The organism is Rhodanobacter sp. K2T2 (assembly GCF_013408815.1).
Taxonomy (GTDB): Bacteria; Pseudomonadota; Gammaproteobacteria; order Xanthomonadales; family Rhodanobacteraceae; genus Rhodanobacter.
Genome location: NZ_JACCCA010000006.1, coordinates 70,986 through 87,701, shown reverse-complemented (window position 1 = coordinate 87,701; position 16,716 = coordinate 70,986). Strand labels below are relative to the sequence as shown.

The 16,716-nt window shown below is 61.1% G+C and carries 27 protein-coding genes; all 27 read right to left on the bottom strand.

Annotated elements, in window-relative coordinates:
* Positions 1–2: 2 nt before the first annotated feature.
* Positions 3–1,295 carry a cytochrome c gene (locus HDE78_RS11085; protein ID WP_179479739.1) on the bottom strand — a complete coding sequence of 431 codons (1,293 nt, stop codon included), beginning with the start codon at positions 1,293–1,295 and terminating at the stop codon, positions 3–5.
* Positions 1,295–2,059 carry a c-type cytochrome gene (locus HDE78_RS11080; protein ID WP_179479323.1) on the bottom strand — a complete coding sequence of 255 codons (765 nt, stop codon included), beginning with the start codon at positions 2,057–2,059 and terminating at the stop codon, positions 1,295–1,297. The genes HDE78_RS11085 and HDE78_RS11080 overlap by 1 nt, the downstream gene beginning before the upstream one ends.
* Before the next feature lie 448 nt (positions 2,060–2,507).
* Positions 2,508–3,905 (bottom strand): 3-deoxy-7-phosphoheptulonate synthase class II, encoded by a 1,398-nt coding sequence (locus HDE78_RS11075; protein ID WP_179479322.1) that lies wholly within the window; start codon positions 3,903–3,905, stop codon positions 2,508–2,510.
* Positions 3,902–4,405, bottom strand: coding sequence for a disulfide bond formation protein B (locus tag HDE78_RS11070; protein ID WP_179479320.1), 504 nt, complete (start codon positions 4,403–4,405; stop codon positions 3,902–3,904). Before HDE78_RS11070 ends, HDE78_RS11075 begins: the two co-directional genes overlap by 4 nt.
* Before the next feature lie 183 nt (positions 4,406–4,588).
* Positions 4,589–4,972 (bottom strand): 50S ribosomal protein L17, encoded by a 384-nt coding sequence (gene rplQ, locus HDE78_RS11065; RefSeq protein ID WP_179479318.1) that lies wholly within the window; start codon positions 4,970–4,972, stop codon positions 4,589–4,591.
* A gap of 310 nt (positions 4,973–5,282) precedes the next feature.
* Positions 5,283–6,281: a DNA-directed RNA polymerase subunit alpha gene (gene rpoA / locus HDE78_RS11060; RefSeq protein ID WP_179479316.1), complete on the bottom strand. Its 999-nt coding sequence runs from the start codon at positions 6,279–6,281 to the stop codon at positions 5,283–5,285.
* A gap of 17 nt (positions 6,282–6,298) precedes the next feature.
* The gene (rpsD, locus tag HDE78_RS11055) at positions 6,299–6,925 is read right to left on the bottom strand and encodes a 30S ribosomal protein S4 (RefSeq protein ID WP_179479314.1); all 627 of its coding nucleotides are present in this window, start codon (positions 6,923–6,925) and stop codon (positions 6,299–6,301) included.
* Positions 6,926–6,936: 11 nt separating this feature from the next.
* The gene (gene rpsK, locus HDE78_RS11050; protein ID WP_007513384.1) at positions 6,937–7,323 is read right to left on the bottom strand and encodes a 30S ribosomal protein S11; all 387 of its coding nucleotides are present in this window, start codon (positions 7,321–7,323) and stop codon (positions 6,937–6,939) included.
* Positions 7,324–7,335: 12 nt separating this feature from the next.
* Positions 7,336–7,692, bottom strand: a complete 357-nt coding sequence (gene rpsM, locus HDE78_RS11045; RefSeq protein ID WP_179479306.1) for a 30S ribosomal protein S13 — start codon at positions 7,690–7,692, stop codon at positions 7,336–7,338.
* Positions 7,693–7,818: 126 nt separating this feature from the next.
* Positions 7,819–9,141, bottom strand: coding sequence for a preprotein translocase subunit SecY (gene secY / locus HDE78_RS11040; protein WP_179479304.1), 1,323 nt, complete (start codon positions 9,139–9,141; stop codon positions 7,819–7,821).
* Between the two features lie 6 nt (positions 9,142–9,147).
* The gene (gene rplO, locus HDE78_RS11035) at positions 9,148–9,579 is read right to left on the bottom strand and encodes a 50S ribosomal protein L15 (RefSeq protein WP_179479302.1); all 432 of its coding nucleotides are present in this window, start codon (positions 9,577–9,579) and stop codon (positions 9,148–9,150) included.
* A 3-nt stretch (positions 9,580–9,582) separates the two neighbouring features.
* Positions 9,583–9,783, bottom strand: coding sequence for a 50S ribosomal protein L30 (gene rpmD / locus HDE78_RS11030; RefSeq protein ID WP_179479300.1), 201 nt, complete (start codon positions 9,781–9,783; stop codon positions 9,583–9,585).
* On the bottom strand, positions 9,776–10,285 hold the full coding sequence (gene rpsE, locus HDE78_RS11025) for a 30S ribosomal protein S5 (RefSeq protein WP_077515254.1): 510 nt from the start codon (positions 10,283–10,285) through the stop codon (positions 9,776–9,778). Before rpsE ends, rpmD begins: the two co-directional genes overlap by 8 nt.
* A gap of 112 nt (positions 10,286–10,397) precedes the next feature.
* Positions 10,398–10,757: a 50S ribosomal protein L18 gene (gene rplR / locus HDE78_RS11020; RefSeq protein WP_179479737.1), complete on the bottom strand. Its 360-nt coding sequence runs from the start codon at positions 10,755–10,757 to the stop codon at positions 10,398–10,400.
* 93 nt (positions 10,758–10,850) lie between these two features.
* The gene (rplF, locus tag HDE78_RS11015) at positions 10,851–11,378 is read right to left on the bottom strand and encodes a 50S ribosomal protein L6 (RefSeq protein ID WP_179479298.1); all 528 of its coding nucleotides are present in this window, start codon (positions 11,376–11,378) and stop codon (positions 10,851–10,853) included.
* A gap of 11 nt (positions 11,379–11,389) precedes the next feature.
* Positions 11,390–11,785, bottom strand: a complete 396-nt coding sequence (gene rpsH, locus HDE78_RS11010) for a 30S ribosomal protein S8 (protein ID WP_179479296.1) — start codon at positions 11,783–11,785, stop codon at positions 11,390–11,392.
* Between the two features lie 223 nt (positions 11,786–12,008).
* Complete coding sequence (gene rpsN, locus HDE78_RS11005; RefSeq protein ID WP_179479294.1) at positions 12,009–12,314, bottom strand: 30S ribosomal protein S14; 306 nt, start codon at positions 12,312–12,314, stop codon at positions 12,009–12,011.
* A gap of 15 nt (positions 12,315–12,329) precedes the next feature.
* Positions 12,330–12,872, bottom strand: a complete 543-nt coding sequence (gene rplE, locus HDE78_RS11000) for a 50S ribosomal protein L5 (protein ID WP_179479735.1) — start codon at positions 12,870–12,872, stop codon at positions 12,330–12,332.
* Positions 12,873–12,880: 8 nt separating this feature from the next.
* Positions 12,881–13,195: a 50S ribosomal protein L24 gene (rplX, locus tag HDE78_RS10995; protein WP_179479286.1), complete on the bottom strand. Its 315-nt coding sequence runs from the start codon at positions 13,193–13,195 to the stop codon at positions 12,881–12,883.
* Positions 13,196–13,209: 14 nt separating this feature from the next.
* A complete protein-coding gene (gene rplN / locus HDE78_RS10990) occupies positions 13,210–13,578 on the bottom strand; it encodes a 50S ribosomal protein L14 (protein WP_007513359.1) in 369 nt (122 codons plus the stop codon).
* A gap of 14 nt (positions 13,579–13,592) precedes the next feature.
* Positions 13,593–13,871, bottom strand: a complete 279-nt coding sequence (rpsQ, locus tag HDE78_RS10985) for a 30S ribosomal protein S17 (protein ID WP_179479285.1) — start codon at positions 13,869–13,871, stop codon at positions 13,593–13,595.
* A gap of 11 nt (positions 13,872–13,882) precedes the next feature.
* Positions 13,883–14,068 (bottom strand): 50S ribosomal protein L29, encoded by a 186-nt coding sequence (rpmC, locus tag HDE78_RS10980; protein WP_179479283.1) that lies wholly within the window; start codon positions 14,066–14,068, stop codon positions 13,883–13,885.
* Complete coding sequence (gene rplP, locus HDE78_RS10975) at positions 14,068–14,481, bottom strand: 50S ribosomal protein L16 (protein ID WP_179479281.1); 414 nt, start codon at positions 14,479–14,481, stop codon at positions 14,068–14,070. The genes rpmC and rplP overlap by 1 nt, the downstream gene beginning before the upstream one ends.
* Positions 14,482–14,492: 11 nt before the next feature.
* Positions 14,493–15,251 (bottom strand): 30S ribosomal protein S3, encoded by a 759-nt coding sequence (gene rpsC / locus HDE78_RS10970; RefSeq protein WP_179479279.1) that lies wholly within the window; start codon positions 15,249–15,251, stop codon positions 14,493–14,495.
* 15 nt (positions 15,252–15,266) lie between these two features.
* Positions 15,267–15,602: a 50S ribosomal protein L22 gene (gene rplV / locus HDE78_RS10965; RefSeq protein WP_179479277.1), complete on the bottom strand. Its 336-nt coding sequence runs from the start codon at positions 15,600–15,602 to the stop codon at positions 15,267–15,269.
* On the bottom strand, positions 15,602–15,874 hold the full coding sequence (rpsS, locus tag HDE78_RS10960; protein WP_007082178.1) for a 30S ribosomal protein S19: 273 nt from the start codon (positions 15,872–15,874) through the stop codon (positions 15,602–15,604). The genes rplV and rpsS overlap by 1 nt, the downstream gene beginning before the upstream one ends.
* A 12-nt stretch (positions 15,875–15,886) precedes the next feature.
* On the bottom strand, positions 15,887–16,708 hold the full coding sequence (gene rplB, locus HDE78_RS10955; protein ID WP_179479269.1) for a 50S ribosomal protein L2: 822 nt from the start codon (positions 16,706–16,708) through the stop codon (positions 15,887–15,889).
* Between the last annotated feature and the right edge of the window lie 8 nt (positions 16,709–16,716).

The following is a 16,716-nucleotide window of genomic DNA, read 5'->3' as shown; positions in this document are numbered from 1 at the left end:
GCCTAGTCGACCGGCGTCGTGCGGTATTTGCCGACGTCGCGCTCCTGCACGGCAGTCGCGTGATTCGACCAGGCTTGTCGAATGTAGCTCACCACGGCGGAAACCTCGGCGTCGCTGAGCTGCTGCGCGAAAGGCGGCATCGAATACGGCCGCGGGTTAGCCGCCGTGCCCGGCGAAAAGCCGCCCAGCAACACCACCCGAGTGGCATTGACACCGACGGGCTCGGTGACCGACGCGTTGCGGTCGAGCGGCGGATAGATGCCGGCGACGCCGCTGCCGTCCTGGCGGTGACAGCTCGCGCACTGCTGCGCGTAAATTTTCTCGCCCTGATCGAACAACGCCTTGTCGTGAAACGCTTCGTCCGGCGCTGCGGCCACGGCCCGCGCGGGCAGCGACTGCAGATACACCGCGATCACCTGCAGATCATCGTCGGTCAGGTGCTGCGTGCTCTCGGTCACGACCTCGGCCATCGGGCCGAAGGCCGCGCCTCGGCGCGACTGACCGGTTCTCAGAAGGTCGACGATATCCGCACGGCTCCAGCCCTGCAGACCGCCATTGCGCCGGGTGCTGAGATCGGGCGCATACCAGTTCTGCGCGGGCATTTCGCCACCCGACAGCATCGACCGGTCGGCCACGGCCCCCAGGGCATTGCGCGCGTCATGGCATTCGTTGCAATGACCCAGGCCCTGCACCAGGTAAGCGCCACGATTCCATTGCGCGGATTGGTCGGGATCCGCCGCGTACTGCCCTTCGCGAAAATACAGCAGACGCCAGCCGATCAGCACGTCACGAAGGCTGTAGGGAAAGCGCAGGTTTAGCCGTCCAGACGGCTGATTCACCGGCGGCAACGAGCGCAGGTAAGCGAAGATCGCCAGCGCATCGTCTGCGCTCACCTTGGTAAACGCCGTATAGGAAAAGGCCGGATAAAGCAGCTTGCCATCGCGGCCGATACCGCTGTGCAGGGCGCGCCAGAAATCCTCGAAACGCCATTGCCCGATACCCGTGGCGTTGTCCGGCGTGATGTTGGGCGAGGCAATATCGCCAAACGGCGTCACCACGCTGCGCCCGCCGGCATACGGCTGGCCACCGGGTACCGTGTGGCAGACGCGGCAGTCGCCGGCCGTGGCGAGATATTCGCCGCGAGCAATGAGTCCGGGATCTTTCAGCGTCGACGCATCGATGCTGCGCATCGCCGCGGGCAGCGGCTCGGCAAGATCGCGGCAAAGCCAGAGCACCAGCGCCGCCACGAGAACCAGCAGCACCAGCAGAAAAAACAGGCGGCGCGGCCACTTCATCATGCGCCGTCTCCCTTGGCGCCCAGCACGCCGCATGCGAGGGGCGGATTCACCGAACCGGCCACCTGCGCGTGCGTGTCGGCGGGCGGCTGTCGGCTGGCCAGCCACGCGGAAACCGCCGTGATGTCGTCGGGGCTCAATCGATTGGCAATTTGCGCCATGCAATCGGGCGCCGCCGACGCACGTGTACCGGTTCGCCACGAACCCAGCTGCGAGCTCACATAGTCGTACGGCAAACCGACCAGCCCGGGAATGTTCGGCTCCACCCCGGTGAGCTGTTTGCCATGGCAGCTTTGGCATGCGGGAAGCTTTGCCGATGGATTGCCCTGCATGACGATCTGCTCGCCGCGCTGAAGTACCGCCGTAGGAAGAGTCGGCACGGGCGAGCTTTTGTACGGCACCTGCTGCACCGAAAAATACTCGGCCATCTCGCGCATATACGCCGGGCTCAGTGGCTTGGTGATGTACTGCATCGGCGCATACCGGCGCTGACCGCTCTGGAAATAGTGCAGCTGACGCGCGAGATAGCTGGCCGGCTTGCCCGCCAGGCGAGGAAAGAAGCGACTGTCCGCCGCGCCTTCGCCATGATCGCCGTGGCAGGCGGTACAGGCCGCCATGCGTTGCGGCAACGTATCGGGGATCGGCGCTGATGCGGCGGCGTCAGCGGCCGTGACGGGGCGCAGCGCGAGCAGCGTAAAAATCACGAAGACAGAGCGCCAGCCGAAAAAAACCGCCGCTGTTTTCAGTATGTCGCGAACATTCATTCACGCATTCTCATCGATATCGTGCGCGCATGCCTGCGTCGCAAGCGCACAGGAGCCATCCAGTACGCCAGCCTGCGGCAAGCTGTGAACCCGACGCCCGGAGTCCGCTACGGTACGTACGATTGTCGCCCGCGTTTTGGGCGGATGGCGTTTGCGTGGCCAGCGCCGCCGCCGTGCACTATGTGCCGATAGTCCAGCGGGCGAACTTCGCACAACCACCCTGGCCACCGGTTTGCCGCACGCATTCGGCGAATCGATCAAGGCGGCCCGATCTTGCGCGCCCTGCTCGAGGTCAATCCCGACACGACAGGCCTGGCGTCGTCGCTGCACAAGTTGTCGGCCGAAAACTCACGGGTGACGGCGGCGAGCCGCCCTCCCAGCGCCTCCCAGCGACTGGCGGGCGCCGCGGCCGCTGAGCGCTCGCGATTTCAGCGCCACCTTGGTCGAATCAGGCGCTCGTCGAGCCGACCGACTTGCGCACGATGAGCATGGCCAGTTCCAGCGACTGTTCGTAGTTCAGGCGGGGATCGACCATCGATTTGTACGCACGATCCAGATCGGTTTCCGACAGGTCGCGCGCACCACCCATGCATTCGGTGACGTCTTCACCGGTAAGCTCCAGATGCACGCCACCCAGCCGCGTGCCGGCGGCAGCATGAATATCGAACGCCTGATCGAGCTCGCCCGCAATATTGTTGAAACGGCGGGTCTTGTGGCCGTTCGAGGTGCTCTCGGTATTGCCGTGCATCGGATCGGCCACCCACAACACGCGCCGCCCTTCCCGCTTCACCGCCTGCAGCAGCGGCGGCAGCGCTTCGGCGATCTGCGCGTTGCCCATGCGATGGATCAGCGTCAGCCGGCCCGGCTCGTCATGCGGATTCAGCGCCTCGATCAGCGGCAGCAATTTTTCGGGCGTGACCGTCGGCCCGATCTTCACCGCGATCGGATTGCTGATGCCACGGAAATATTCCACGTGCGCGCCGTCCAGTGCCGCCGTACGCATGCCGATCCAGGGAAAGTGCGTGGACAGGTTGAACCAGCCGCGGTGGCGCGGCACCTGGCGGGTCAGTGCCTGCTCGTAATGCAGCAACAGTGCCTCGTGCGAGGTAAAAAAATCCACCCGCGAGAAACCGGCGATAGGCCCGGCCAGCGTCTCCATGAAACGCAGCGAATCGCCGATGTTGGTGACCATCTCGCGATATTCGGCGGCCAGCGGCGAGCTCTCGACCCACGCCAGATCCCAATACTCGGGATGATGCAAATCGGCGAAACCGCCGTCGATCAGCGCGCGCACGAAGTTCATTGTGAGCGCCGAGTGCGCATGCGCCTGAATCAACCGCTGCGGATCGGCACGGCGCGCTTCCGGGGTAAAGGCCTGACCGTTGATCAGATCGCCGCGGAAACTCGGCAAGGTCACGCCGTCTCGCGTTTCGTTGTCGGTCGAGCGCGGCTTCGCATACTGTCCGGCAAAGCGACCCACGCGCAGCACGGGCTTCTTCAGCCCGTGCACCAGCACCAGACTCATCTGCAACAGCACTTTGAGGCGGTTGGAAATGATCGGGCTAGTGCAATCGTTGAAGCTTTCCGCACAATCGCCGCCCTGCAGCACAAAGCGATGACCGTCCTGCGCCTCGGCCAGGGCCTGCTTCAGCGCCAGCACTTCCCAGGAGGTTACCAACGGCGGCAAGCGCGAGAGGTGAGCGCTTGCTTCGGCAAGCTCGGTGGCGTCATTGTATTGCGGCTGCTGCAGCGCTTCGTGCGCCTGCCAGGACTCCGGCGACCAATCCAGCGGCTCCGGAAGTCCAGGGGCGTCCACCGATGCTGTGTTCAGCGGTCGAGTATTCATCGCAGCGTACTCCGCCGACGCGTGGCGACAATGGCCAATATCGCCAGCAAGAGAAACCACAAAAGACTCCATGCGGGCATGGGCAAACCGAGTATCGGCTCGACCTTGGCGCACTCACCGGAGCCGGTAAATACCAGCTTCAGCACCTTGGCAAACGGAAACGCGCCGAACATGTAATCCAGCGGCGGTCCGCAGGAGGGAATCTGATCGGCCGGCAACGACTGGATCCACAAGTGTCGGCTGGCCACACCGATACCGAAAAGTGCGCCCAGCAAAGCGCCGCCTGTGGTCACCCATAGACCGCCCGATCGAGGCCCGAAGATGGCGCCGAGAAGAAAGAAGGCGCCCATCACCATAAAGGCGATGCGCTGAAAAATGCACAGCGGACAGGGATTCATGCCCCATGCGCGCTCGGCATACAGCGCAAAACCGAGCAGCCCGACGCAGATGAAAAAGCCGAGCAGAAAACAGAAACGGTAAGACCAGCGGAATGGGTTCATGGCGCGTTGATGCCTTGCAGGGATAGTGACATTACCTGCTCACCAAGCTGCTGTCAGCAGCACAGCGTCGCCGGTAGCTTTAATGCGGAAACCAAAGACAACAAAAAACCCGGCAAGTTATTGCCGGGTTTTTGCTTTGCCGAGACGAGTGGGACGCACGAGACGCTCACCCGCCAAACCGATTTACTCGGCGTCGACAGCCTCGACCTGCGGACGACCGACCAGTTCGACATACGCCATCGGCGCGTTGTCGCCGGGACGGAAGCCGCACTTGAGGATACGCAGATAGCCGCCGGCGCGCTCGCGGTAACGCGGGCCCAGCTCGACGAACAGCTTGCCTACGGCTTCCTTGTCGCGCATGCGCGAGAAAGCCAGGCGGCGATTGGCCACACCGTCGACCTTGGCGAGCGTGATCAGCGGCTCGGCAACGCGACGAAGTTCCTTCGCCTTGGGAAGGGTGGTGCGGATCAACTCGTGCTTGAACAGCGAGGACGCCATATTCTTGAACATGGCTTCGCGATGCGAGCTGGTGCGATTGAGTTTGCGACCGGATTTTTGATGGCGCATGGCAAAAGTCTCTGATGTCTGTTGTTATGAAAAGCCGGCGCTTATGTCCGGTTTCCCGCGGTTACCCGCTATGAGGAGCCTCTAAGAACAGGCTCTTATTGGAAGTACGGCCACGGATGGCCGTCTTTGGCGGTTTTGGCTGAGCGGATAAACGCGTACTCGCCAAACTGCGTGACTCAGCGATCAAAGAGGATCGCAAAAAACAACGTCTCGGCCACGGGTGGCCGCTTCTTGTATCTGGCTGGAGCGCTATATGCGCTCCAGCCGGAGGCTTACGACTCAGCGATCAAGAACGATCGCATAAGCAAACTCAGCCCAGCTGCATACCGTGCGACAGACCCGGCGGCGGCCAGTTCTCAAGCTTCATACCCAGGGCCAAACCGCGGCCGCCGAGCACATCCTTGATCTCCGTCAGCGACTTCTTGCCGAGGTTCGGCGTCTTCAGCAGCTCGACTTCGGTCTTCTGAACCAGATCGCCGATGTAGTAGATGCTCTCGGCCTTGAGGCAGTTGGCCGAACGCACCGTGAGCTCCAGATCGTCGATCGGGCGCAGCAGCAGCGGATCGAAGCCGCTCTTTTCAGCCTTGTCGGTAGCGCTCTCGCGACGCGAGAAATCACCGAACACGGACAACTGATCGTTGATGATTTCAGCGGCCTTGCGAACCGCATCTTCAGCGCCGATGGTGCCATTGGTCTCGATATCCAGCACCAGCTTATCGAGGTTGGTGCGCTGCTCGACGCGAGCGGCGTCCACTTCGTAAGCCACGCGCAGAATCGGCGCAAACGACGCGTCGAGCTGTAGACGGCCGATCGGACGTGCCTCGTCATCTGGATGCTGACGCGTGCTGGCAGGCTGGTAGCCCACGCCGCGACGCACCTTCAAACGCATGTTGAGCGCAATGTCCTTGGTCAGATGGCAGAGCACGTGCTCCGGGTTGATGATCTCAACCGTGTGATCGACCACGATGTCTCCGGCCGTGACCACACCCTTGCCCTTCTTGGACAGCGTAAGCGTTACCTCATCGCCCGAATGCTGGCGAATGGCCACATCTTTCAGGTTGAGCAGGACTTCGATCACATCCTCCTGCAAACCTTCGAGCGTGGTGTACTCGTGCAGCACGCCGTCGATTTCGACTTCGACGATGGCGCTGCCGGGAATCGAGGACAGCAGCACGCGGCGCAGCGCATTGCCCAGGGTGTGGCCGAAACCACGCTCGAGCGGCTCTACCACGACCTTGGCGCGATTGGCTCCGAGCTGTTCGACGCTGAGGCCCCGAGGCCGCAGCACACTAGTTGACGAAACTGCCATGCAGAGCTCCGGTAAAATTACTTCGAGTAAAGCTCGACGATCAGGGCTTCATTGATGTCGGACGGCAGATCACTGCGCTCCGGCACCGACTTAAACGTACCTTCAAATTTCTTGGCATCGACTTCGACCCAGATCGGACGCAGATCCATGGTGTCGAAGATGGTCGACGCTTCCTGCACGCGCAGCTGAGTACGAGCACGCTCGGTCAGAGCGATCGCATCGCCCGGGCGCACCTGGTACGAAGGGATATTGACCTTCTTGCCGTTCACCAGGACTGCCTTGTGGGCGACCAGCTGACGAGCCTGGGCGCGGGTGACCGCAAAACCCATGCGATAGACGACGTTGTCCAGACGGCTTTCAAGCAACTGCAGCAGGTTCTCGCCCGTATTGCCCTTCGACGTTGCCGCCTTCGAGTAATAATTGGCGAACTGACGCTCGAGCACACCGTAGATGCGCTTGACCTTCTGCTTTTCACGCAGCTGCACGGCATAGTCCGACATGCGCATGCGCTTGTTGGCGCCATGCTGGCCGGGCTTGTTTTCCAGCTTGCACTTGGAATCCAGCGCGCGCGCCGGGCTCTTCAGGCTGAGATCTGCACCCTCACGACGGGCGAGTTTGCAGGTAGCTCCACGATAACGGGCCATGGGTATGCTCCTTAGACTCGACGCTTCTTGGGGGGACGGCAGCCGTTATGCGGAATCGGCGTAACGTCAATGATGTTGAGCACCTTGTAGCCCAACGCGTTCAGCGAACGCACGGCCGACTCGCGACCCGGGCCTGGGCCCTTGATGCGCACTTCGACCGTCTTTACACCGTAATCGCCTGCTGCACGGCCGGCCTTTTCGGCAGCGACCTGAGCAGCGAACGGGGTGGACTTGCGCGAGCCACGGAAACCGGCGCCGCCGGCAGTAGCCCACGACAGAGCATTACCCTGACGATCGGTGATGGTGACAATGGTGTTGTTGAAGGAGGCCTGCACGTGTGCCACGGCATCCGTGACAACGCGCTTGATCTTCTTCTTGGTTTTAACCGGCTTAGCCATATTCGAAATCCGTTACTTCTTGATCGCGCGACGGGGACCCTTGCGGGTACGTGCGTTGGTACGCGTGCGCTGGCCGCGCACCGGCAGACCGCGACGATGGCGCAGGCCGCGATAGCAGCCCAGATCCATCAGACGCTTGATGGCAATACCCACCTCGCGGCGCAGATCGCCTTCGACGGTGTACTTAGCGATTTCGTGGCGGATCTTCTCCACCTCGCCTTCGCTGAGTGATTTGATCGGCGTGGTCGGAACCACCCCTGCATCCACGCAGACTTTCTTGGCCCGGCTGCGGCCGATACCGAAAATGCTCTGCAGCCCAACCCAGACATGCTTCTGGACCGGCAAATTGACACCCGCAATGCGCGCCATGATGTGTTATCTCCGATGCTTTCGTGCGCGGTAAACGCGCAATTCTAACCTGAATTAACCTGACTGGAAAGCCCTGCGGCATCCACTGCCGCCGCGCTTGCCACCTTTAACCGTCTGCCTGCAACCTCAGTTGCGACGCAGATTGGCCTTCTTGAGCAAACTCTCGTACTGGTGACTGACCAGATGCGCCTGCACCTGAGCCGTAAAATCCATCACCACTACCACAACGATCAGCAGCGAGGTGCCACCGAAGACGAACGGAACATGCCAGGTAGCCTGCATGAACGACGGCACCAGACAGACCAGCACCAGATACAGCGCGCCGACACCGGTCAACCGCGTCATCACCGAATCGACGTAATTGGCGGTCGCACGACCCGGGCGGATACCCGGAATCAAAGCGCCCGAACGCTTCAGGTTATCGGCCGTCTCTTCGGCATTGAACACAATCGCCGTGTAGAAGAACGCAAAGGCGATCACCAGCACTGCAAAAACGATATCGTGCAGCGGATTGCCCGGACTCAACTGCTGCGTCAGATCCTGCAACCAGCGCGACTGGTGATTGGCACCGAACCAGGCCACTGCAGTCGCCGGAAACATCAGCAAGCTGGAAGCAAAGATCGGCGGAATCACGCCCGCCATATTGATCTTCAGCGGCAGATGCGACGTCTGATTCATATACGCGCGCTGCCCACCGGAGCGACGTGCGTAGTTCACGGTAATGCGCCGTTGAGCGCGCTCCATAAACACCACGAAGGCCGTAACCGCCAGGACCAGCGCCACCACCATCAACAGCTTCAGCACCGTCAACTCACCGTTGCTGGCCATACCGAGCGTATGCACCACCGCCGCCGGCAAACCCGCAACAATGCCGGCAAAGATAAGCAGCGAGATACCGTTGCCGATGCCGCGCTCCGTCATCTGCTCGCCCAGCCACATCAGGAACATCGTACCTGCGGTCAAACCCACCACCGAGGACATGATGAAACCGAAGCCTGGCGTGTAGACCACCGGTGCACCACCTGCCGCTACCTGACTCTGCAGCGCCACCGCAATACCGAACGACTGAAACGCTGCCAGACCGACCGTCGCATAGCGCGTATACATCGTCATCTTGCGCTTGCCGGATTCGCCCTCTTTGCGCAGACCCTGCAGGCTGGGAATCACCGAGCCCATCATCTGGAACACGATCGATGCCGAGATGTACGGAATAACGCCGAGCGCGAATACCGAGAAGCGTGACAGCGCACCGCCGGAGAACATGTTGAACATGTCCATCAGGCCGTTGCCGTTGACCAGGTTGCTCATCGCCTCCGGATTGACGCCGGGTACCGGTATGAACGAACCCAACCGGAACACCACCAGCGCCGCGATCACAAAGAAGATGCGCTGACGAAGCTCCGTCAGCTTGCCGAGCTTGCCGAGCTGTGTGCCCTTGGCTTCAGCCACCGTCGATTACTCCACGCTTCCGCCGGCCGCTTCGATCGCTGCCTTGGCGCCGGCAGTAGCCAGCAGACCAGTCAGCTTCACGGCGCGACCGATTTCACCCTTCAGAACCACCTTGACCTTTTTCGCACGGCTGCTGATCAGGCCAGCCTTGTGCAGCACGACGGTATCGATCACATCTTCCTTGATATTGGCCAGCTGATACAGGAACACTTCCTGGCTCTCTGCCTTCTTCAGCGAACGGAAGCCGACCTTCGGCAACCGGCGCTGCAGTGGCATCTGACCACCTTCGAAACCGTACTTGTGGGTACCGCCGGCGCGAGCGTGCTGACCCTTGTGTCCGCGGCCGGCCGTCTTGCCCATGCCCGAACCGATACCGCGACCGACGCGCAGACGCGTCTTGTGCGAACCGGCATTCGGCTTAAGTGTATTGAGATGCATGACTTACTCCTCGACCCGGACCAGGTAATAGACCGTGTTGATCAGGCCACGCACCTGCGGGCTGTCCTTCAGTTCACGGACGTCGTTGATCTTGCCCAGACCCAGCGCCTTGACGCTGAGACGATGACGCGCCTGCACGCCGCGCAGGCCCTTGACCAGGCGCACGCGCACGGTCGCATCGGCGGTTGCTTTTGACTTAGCCATTGCCCAGCACCTCTTCCAGAGTCTTGCCACGCTTGGCGGCGATTTTCTTGGGCGAGGCGACAGCCTGCAGGCCCTTGATGGTTGCGCGCACCAGGTTGATCGGGTTACGTGAACCCACGGCCTTGGCCAGCACGTTCTTGACGCCAACCACTTCCAGCACAGCGCGCATAGCGCCGCCGGCAATCACGCCGGTACCTTCGGAAGCCGGCTGCATATAAACGCGCGCCGCACCGTGGTTGGCCTTGATGGCGTACCACAAGGTGCCGTTGTTCAGCTCGATATCGACCATCTGGCGACGGGCACGCTCCATCGCTTTGGAGATGGCCACCGGCACTTCACGCGCCTTGCCATAACCGAAGCCGACCTTGCCCTCGCCGTCGCCGACGACGGTCAGCGCGGTGAAGCTCATCTGGCGGCCGCCCTTTACGGTCTTGGCCACGCGGTTGACGGCAATCAGCTTTTCAAGCAGGCCATCTGAATTTTCGCGATCGTTAGAAGACATGTTCTTTTCCATGTGCCCGGCAAACGCCAGGACTTTGCTTGCGGCTTTGCCGCTTGGAGTTGTAGTTGACTCTGTGGTGCGGAATGAACGCCGCCCGGTACCGCTAAAACTTTTAGAACTTCAGGCCCGCTTCGCGAGCCGCATCGGCCAGGGCCTTGATGCGACCGTGGTAGCGAAAACCGGAACGATCAAACGCCACCGACTCGATACCGGCAGCCACCGCACGCTCAGCAATGGCCTTGCCCACAGCAGCAGCGGCATCGCAATTCTTCGTACCCTCCAGGCTCTCGGCAACCGACTTCTGCAGCGTAGAGGCGGCAGCCACCACATTCAGACCGGAAGCATCGAACACCTGCGCATAGATATGCTGCCCGGTACGATGCACCGACAAGCGAGGCACGGCCAGCTTGCGGATATGACTGCGCGTCGACTTGGCGCGGCGGATGCGATTTTCGTTCTTCGTCTTGTTCATCGTTAATTCCTCGAAAGCGGATCGGCTTGGTCTGGCAGCTTTAGTGAAGAGTGCGGCCACGGATGGCCGCTTCCACACGCAGGGACTGCGTACTTATGCCTTCTTGGCTTCCTTCAGCGTGATCTTCTCACCGGCATAGCGCACGCCCTTGCCCTTGTAAGGCTCTGGCGGACGGAAGCCGCGAATTTTTGCCGCAACCTGACCCACGATCTGCTTGTCCGAACCCTTGATCAGAACTTCGGTCTGCGTCGGTGTCTCGAGGCTTATGCCTTCCGGTGCCTCGAACAGCACCGGATGCGAAAAGCCGAGGCTCAGATTCAGCGCCTTGCCCTGCATCGCAGCGCGGTAGCCGACGCCGACCAGTTCGAGCTTGCGCTCGTAACCTTCGGAAACGCCCTTGACCATGTTGGACAGCAGCGCGCGAGCAGTGCCGCCGAACTTGTCGTCGGTGCCTTCGGCCAGGCTGATGCTGGCCACACCGTTGTCCTGGGTGATGGACACGCCAGGCAGGTGATGCATCGAAAGGGTGCCCTTCGGACCCTTGACGGAGATGTTGTCGCTAGCGACAGTCAGCTCGACGCCCTTGGGCAGGGAAATAGGTTGTTTGGCTACACGTGACATCGATAGTCTCCTTACGCCACGCGGCCGATGACTTCGCCACCGAGACCCTTGGCACGGGCCTGGGCGTCGGTCAGCAGACCGGCCGAAGTCGAAATGATCGAAATACCGAGGCCACCAAGCACCTTGGGCAACTCGTCCTTGCCGCGGTACACACGCAGGCCGGAGCGGCTGACACGGGCTATGGTCTCGATGGCCGGTTGGCCGTCGAAATACTTGAGCTTGATCTCGAGCACCGGTTTACCTTCCTCGCTGGAAGTCTTGGCGTCGAGGATGTAGCCCTCGTTCTTGAGAAGGTCGGCGATAGCCACCTTCAGTTTCGACGACGGCATACGAACGGCCGGCTTGCCCATGGACTGGGCGTTGCGGACGCGCGTAAACAGATCGGCGATGGGATCAGTCATGCTCATGAAAAGTCCTTCCTGAGTGCACCGATATCCGATAAAACCGGAAATCAATTAGATTGTGAGCCGACCGAGAGCGCCGGCCTGCCTTGCGCAGACCGCCGACTATATCAGCTTTACCAGGTTTTAGCGAGTATCACGTGCGGTAATCGCATTTGCCGGCAGCCGGTGGGCTGTCGGTCGAGTCGAAATGTGCCGTCGGTACACTTCGATTCGGTAAGAGTCTTTGTTACCAGCTGGCCTTGCGAAGACCCGGCACGTCACCGCGCATGGTCGCTTCACGCAGCTTGTTACGGCCCAGGCCAAACTTCGCATAGACGGCGCGCGGACGACCCGTGAGGGCGCAGCGCGTGCGCTGACGCGACGGGCTGGCGTCGCGCGGCAGCTTCTGCAATTTCGCCTGTGCTTCCATTTTCTCCTCGTAGGAGGCCGTGGTGCTCAGCACGATCGCCTTGAACTCGCTGCGCTTGGCAGCGTACTTCTTGACGAGCTTGGTCCGCTTGATATCGCGGTTCACCATTGATGTCTTAGCCATGGATATCGCGCCTAATCAGTTACGGAACGGAAAGCTGAAAGCGGCCAACAAGGCTTTCGCCTCTTCGTCGGTCTTGGCGGTCGTGGTGATGGAGATATCCATACCACGCAGCGCGTCGACCTGATCGAAGTCGATTTCAGGAAAGATGATCTGTTCCTTGATACCGAAGTTGTAGTTGCCGCGACCATCGAACGCACGAGCCGACACACCGCGGAAGTCGCGCACGCGCGGCAGCGAGATGTTGATCAGGCGGTCCATGAACTCCCACATCTGGGCGCGGCGCAAGGTCACCTTGCAGCCGATCGGCCAGCCGTCACGGATCTTGAACGAAGCGACCGAGACGCGAGCCTTCGTGGTGATCGGCTTCTGACCGGCGATCTTCGCCATGTCGGCCACGGCGTTTTCGAGCACCTTCTTGTTGCCGGCAGCTTCGCCCACGCCCATGTTCAGCGTGATCTTGGTGATGCGGGGAACCTGCATCACGTTCTGGTAGCCGAACTGCTCGGTGAGCTTGGCGACTACCTGCTCTTTATAGAAATTTTCAAGGCGGGTCATGATCGTGTTCCTTACGCGTCCACGACCTCGCCATTCGAACGGAACACGCGGACCTTGCGCCCATCTTCGAGCGTTTTGGTGCCGACGCGTTCACCCTTGTTCGTGGCGGGGTTGAACAGCTGCACATTGGAGAGATGGATCGAAGCTTCACGCTCGACGATGCCGCCAGCCTGGTTGGCCTGGGGATTCGGCTTGGTGTGACGCTTGACCAGATTCACGTTGGAGACGAATACACGATCGTCTGCAACACGCAGCACATCGCCGCGCTGACCCTTGTTTTTACCGGTGATCACGAGGACCTGATCACCTTTGCGGATACGGTTCATTTCTTAAACTCCGCTCAGAGCACTTCGGGAGCAAGCGAGACGATCTTCATGAACTTCTCGCTGCGCAGCTCGCGGGTGACCGGCCCAAAGATACGGGTGCCGATAGGCTCGAGCTTGTTGTTGAGGAGCACCGCTGCATTGCCGTCGAAACGGATCAGCGAGCCATCGGGACGACGCACACCCTTGGCGGTGCGAACCACCACGGCGTTGTAAACCTCGCCTTTCTTTACCTTACCGCGGGGAATGGCATCCTTCACGGTCACTTTGATCACATCACCGATGGCGGCGTAGCGGCGCTTGGACCCGCCGAGCACCTTGATGCACATCAGTTCTTTCGCGCCGCTATTGTCCGCTGCGGAAAGCGTGCTTTGCATCTGGATCATGGCTGCACCCTCCCTTAGACGTTGGCGCGCGTGATGATTTCAACCACGCGGTGATGTTTGGTCTTCGACAACGGACGGCACTCGGCGATACGGACCACATCGCCCTCGTTCGCACCCAGATCGTCCTGCGCATGCAACTTGGTCGAACGGCGAATGATCTTGCCGAGCAGCCAGTGCTGAACCTGACGCTCGACCAGCACGGTCACCGTCTTGTTCATCTTGTTGCTGGTCACGCGACCCTCGAGGGTGCGCACCTGCTTCTTGTTTTCTACTACTTCTTGATTAGCGCTCATGTCAGCCGTCCTTACTTCTTGCCGCCGAGCACAAACTTCGTGCGGGCGATGTCACGCCGAACGCGGCGAAGCTGGTGCGGCTGAGTGAGCTGACCGGAACCCTTCTGCATGCGCAGATTGAACTGCTCCTTGCGAAGGTCCAGCAAATGCTGCTGCAACTCGTCGGCCGACTGGTTGTTGATATCTTTGGTGGCCATCACATCACCGCCCTGGTCACAAACTGGGTCTGCACGGACAGCTTCGCTGCCGCCAGACGGAACGCCTCACGCGCCGTCATTTCATCGACGCCCTCGATTTCATAAAGCATGCGGCCGGGCTGGATGGGGGCAACCCAGAATTCAACGCTGCCCTTACCGGCGCCCATGCGCACTTCGATCGGCTTCTTGGTGATCGGCTTGTCGGGGAACACGCGGATCCACAACTTGCCGCCACGCTTGACGAAACGCGTGATGCAACGACGAGCCGCCTCGATCTGGCGCGCGGTGAGCGCGCCGTGCGTGGTCGCTTTCAGGCCGTACTCGCCAAAGCTGACGAGGTTGGAGCACTGGGCCAAGCCGTCGTTACGGCCCTTGAACTGCTTACGATATTTGGTTCGCTTCGGTTGCAACATGGCAACTCTCCTTACTTGGCCGTCCGCTCGCGGCGGCCGTCACCGGCCTCGCGACGCGAATCATTACGACGACCTTCGCCACCTTCGCGGCGCGGCTGCGCGGATGCCGGCTCATCTTTCTGCTCTTGGCTGGCAGCGGCCAGATCAAAGATCTCGCCCTTGTAGATCCAGACCTTGATACCGATGATGCCGTACGTGGTTTTCGCTTCGGCAGTGCCGTAGTCGATGTCGGCGCGCAGCGTATGCAGCGGCACGCGACCCTCACGGCTCCACTCGGAGCGGGCAATCTCGGCACCGTTCAGACGACCGGACACGTTGATCTTGATACCCAGCGCGCCAAGGCGCATCGCGTTACCGACCGAGCGCTTCATCGCGCGGCGGAACATGATGCGACGCTCGAGCTGCTGCGCGATCGACTCGGCCACCAGCTGCGCATCGATTTCCGGCTTGCGGACTTCGCTGACGTTGATGTGCGTCGGAACGCCCATCATGTCGCTGACTTCCTTGCGCAGCTTCTCGATATCCTCACCCTTCTTGCCGATCACCACGCCTGGACGGGCGGTGTGGATCGTCACGCGTGCGGTCTTGGCCGGACGCTCGATCTGGATGCGGGAGATACCGGCAGCAGCCAGCTTCTTCTTCAGCATGTCGCGCACTTTGATGTCGGCAACCAGGTAGGTTGCGTAATCGCGCTTGTTGGCGAACCACTTCGAGTTCCAGTCCTTGGCAATGCCGAGGCGGATACCGGTGGGATGAACTTTATGACCCATCGTCTCTATCCTCGGTTAGTTGCCAACAACCACAGTGATGTGGCTGGTGCGCTTGAGAATGCGCGAACCGCGGCCTTTGGCGCGGGCGTGCATACGTTTCATCGCCGGACCCTCATCGACGAAGATGCTGGACACTTTCAGCTCGTCCACGTCAGCGCCGAGATTGTTCTCAGCGTTGGCGACGGCCGACAGCAGCACCTTTTTGACCAGGAGCGCGGCTTTCTTGTTGGTAAAGGTCAGCACGTCGCTGGCACGGCCGACGGGGAGCCCGCGGACCAGATCAGCCACGAGGCGGGCCTTTTGCGCCGAGATGCGGGCGCCGCGCAGAATTGCTTTGGCTTCAGTGCTCATCACTTGCCCTTCTTGTCGCCGACATGGCCCTTGAACGTACGGGTCACCGCGAACTCGCCGAGCTTGTGCCCGACCATGTTCTCGTTGATCAGTACGGGTACGTGCTGACGGCCGTTATGGATAGCGATGGTCAAGCCGACCATTTCCGGCAAAATCATCGAGCGGCGCGACCAGGTCTTGATCGGACGCTTGTTGTTGGCGGAAACCGCAGCTTCCACCTTCTTGACGAGGTGAAGGTCGACAAACGGACCTTTTTTCAGAGAGCGTGGCATGTCGGTTTCCTGTTACTTGCGACGACGCACGATGAACTGCTGCGTGCGCTTGTTGTTACGGGTCTTGTAGCCCTTGGCCGGCGTGCCCCACGGGCTGACCGGATGACGACCACCTGAAGTCTTGCCTTCACCACCACCGTGCGGATGGTCGACCGGGTTCATCACCACACCGCGAACGGTCGGGCGAATACCCAGCCAGCGCTTGGCGCCGGCCTTGCCGAGCTTCTTTAGGCTGTGCTCGCCGTTACCGACTTCACCGATGGTGGCGCGGCACTCGACCGGCACCCGGCGCATTTCGCCGGAGCGAAGACGCAGCGTGGCGTAACCGGATTCGCGAGCCACCAGCTGCACCGAGGCACCGGCGCTGCGAGCGATCTGGGCACCCTTGCCAGGGCGCAGCTCGATGCAGTGAATCGTGCTACCCATCGGGATGCTACGCAGCTGCATGCAGTTGCCAGCCTTGATCGGGGCTTCGCGACCGGACAACAGCACATCGCCTACCGCCACGCCCTTCGGCGCAATGATGTAGCGACGCTCGCCGTCGGTGTAGCAAAGCAAAGCGATGTGAGCCGTGCGATTGGGATCGTATTCGATCCGCTCGACCTTGGCCGACACGCCTTCCTTGTCACGCTTGAAATCGATGATGCGGTAATGCTGCTTATGGCCACCGCCACGATGACGCACGGTGATGCGGCCATGATGGTTGCGGCCACCGGTGCGCGACTGCGCCTCGACCAGCGGCGCATACGGCGCGCCCTTGTACAGACCTTCGGTGCGGACGCTTACCGCGTCGCGACGGCCCGGCGAGGTCGGCTTGTGAGTAATTAATGTCATCTCAAAAT

Bases quoted from the DNA above. Each gene is read 5' to 3' on its own strand.
- rpsD (WP_179479314.1), bottom strand. From the start codon at position 6,925: ATGGCCCGTTATCGTGGAGCTACCTGCAAACTCGCCCGTCGTGAGGGT.
- rplQ (WP_179479318.1), bottom strand. From the start codon at position 4,972: ATGCGCCATCAAAAATCCGGTCGCAAACTCAATCGCACCAGCTCGCAT.
- rpsQ (WP_179479285.1), bottom strand. From the start codon at position 13,871: ATGAGCGCTAATCAAGAAGTAGTAGAAAACAAGAAGCAGGTGCGCACC.
- HDE78_RS11085 (WP_179479739.1), bottom strand. From the start codon at position 1,295: ATGAAGTGGCCGCGCCGCCTGTTTTTTCTGCTGGTGCTGCTGGTTCTC.
- rpsM (WP_179479306.1), bottom strand. From the start codon at position 7,692: ATGGCGCGCATTGCGGGTGTCAATTTGCCGGTCCAGAAGCATGTCTGG.
- rpsH (WP_179479296.1), bottom strand. From the start codon at position 11,785: ATGAGCATGACTGATCCCATCGCCGATCTGTTTACGCGCGTCCGCAAC.
- rplX (WP_179479286.1), bottom strand. From the start codon at position 13,195: ATGAACCGTATCCGCAAAGGTGATCAGGTCCTCGTGATCACCGGTAAA.
- rpmD (WP_179479300.1), bottom strand. From the start codon at position 9,783: ATGGCTAAGTCAAAAGCAACCGCCGATGCGACCGTGCGCGTGCGCCTG.
- rpsK (WP_007513384.1), bottom strand. From the start codon at position 7,323: ATGGCTAAGCCGGTTAAAACCAAGAAGAAGATCAAGCGCGTTGTCACG.
- rplP (WP_179479281.1), bottom strand. From the start codon at position 14,481: ATGTTGCAACCGAAGCGAACCAAATATCGTAAGCAGTTCAAGGGCCGT.
- rplF (WP_179479298.1), bottom strand. From the start codon at position 11,378: ATGTCACGTGTAGCCAAACAACCTATTTCCCTGCCCAAGGGCGTCGAG.
- HDE78_RS11070 (WP_179479320.1), bottom strand. From the start codon at position 4,405: ATGAACCCATTCCGCTGGTCTTACCGTTTCTGTTTTCTGCTCGGCTTT.
- rplB (WP_179479269.1), bottom strand. From the start codon at position 16,708: ATGACATTAATTACTCACAAGCCGACCTCGCCGGGCCGTCGCGACGCG.
- rpsS (WP_007082178.1), bottom strand. From the start codon at position 15,874: ATGCCACGCTCTCTGAAAAAAGGTCCGTTTGTCGACCTTCACCTCGTC.
- HDE78_RS11075 (WP_179479322.1), bottom strand. From the start codon at position 3,905: ATGAATACTCGACCGCTGAACACAGCATCGGTGGACGCCCCTGGACTT.
- rplV (WP_179479277.1), bottom strand. From the start codon at position 15,602: ATGAGCACTGAAGCCAAAGCAATTCTGCGCGGCGCCCGCATCTCGGCG.
- rpsE (WP_077515254.1), bottom strand. From the start codon at position 10,285: ATGTCTTCTAACGATCGCGAAAATTCAGATGGCCTGCTTGAAAAGCTG.
- rplN (WP_007513359.1), bottom strand. From the start codon at position 13,578: ATGATCCAGATGCAAAGCACGCTTTCCGCAGCGGACAATAGCGGCGCG.
- HDE78_RS11080 (WP_179479323.1), bottom strand. From the start codon at position 2,059: ATGAATGTTCGCGACATACTGAAAACAGCGGCGGTTTTTTTCGGCTGG.
- rplO (WP_179479302.1), bottom strand. From the start codon at position 9,579: ATGCATCTCAATACACTTAAGCCGAATGCCGGTTCGCACAAGACGCGT.
- rplR (WP_179479737.1), bottom strand. From the start codon at position 10,757: ATGAACAAGACGAAGAACGAAAATCGCATCCGCCGCGCCAAGTCGACG.
- rpoA (WP_179479316.1), bottom strand. From the start codon at position 6,281: ATGGCAGTTTCGTCAACTAGTGTGCTGCGGCCTCGGGGCCTCAGCGTC.
- rpsN (WP_179479294.1), bottom strand. From the start codon at position 12,314: ATGGCTAAGACATCAATGGTGAACCGCGATATCAAGCGGACCAAGCTC.
- rpmC (WP_179479283.1), bottom strand. From the start codon at position 14,068: ATGGCCACCAAAGATATCAACAACCAGTCGGCCGACGAGTTGCAGCAG.
- rpsC (WP_179479279.1), bottom strand. From the start codon at position 15,251: ATGGGTCATAAAGTTCATCCCACCGGTATCCGCCTCGGCATTGCCAAG.